Source organism: Photorhabdus sp. RM96S, from assembly GCF_042879335.1.
Lineage (GTDB): Bacteria > Pseudomonadota > Gammaproteobacteria > Enterobacterales > Enterobacteriaceae > Photorhabdus > Photorhabdus kayaii.
The window spans coordinates 1-402 of sequence record NZ_JBHFKT010000200.1 but is presented as its reverse complement, the minus strand read 5'-3'; the positions used below and the strand labels follow the sequence as shown (position 1 = coordinate 402).

Sequence of the window (402 nt, the reverse complement as noted above, 5' to 3'; positions counted from 1 at the left end):
AATGGTTTTCATGGAAGATTATTACCCGGATCTTTATGTGGCGTTGCACCACCACCGATAGGATTTTGTCAGGTCAGAGAAGGCTCCGTTGAACTTAATTACGGTAGTATTAATGAGGCAAAATTGGAAGGCGCAACCAGAGCGGAAAATATCAATGTGACCTGCAATGTAGACATAGAGATTATCGTGACAGCGACGGGACCTGATAGGGGATTAGTACCTTTAAGAAGTGATGGTAGCTTGAAAGCTAAGTTGCTATTAAATGAGAAAAATGGTGAAGACGGCGTTGCTGTGTTTGTACCGGCGGGAGGAAATGTAGCCGTTACAGTGAAATCAATTTTACAGAAAAATGGCAGAGTAGAGGCAGGACCTTTCTCAGGATCAGGGGCAATAATTTTGGCG

Annotated in this window: 1 pseudogene; it reads left to right on the top strand. The window is 43.5% G+C overall.

What is annotated here, in order from left to right:
- Window positions 1-402 (top strand): annotated as a pseudogene (locus ACGF49_RS24965) (adhesin); the annotation flags it as partial.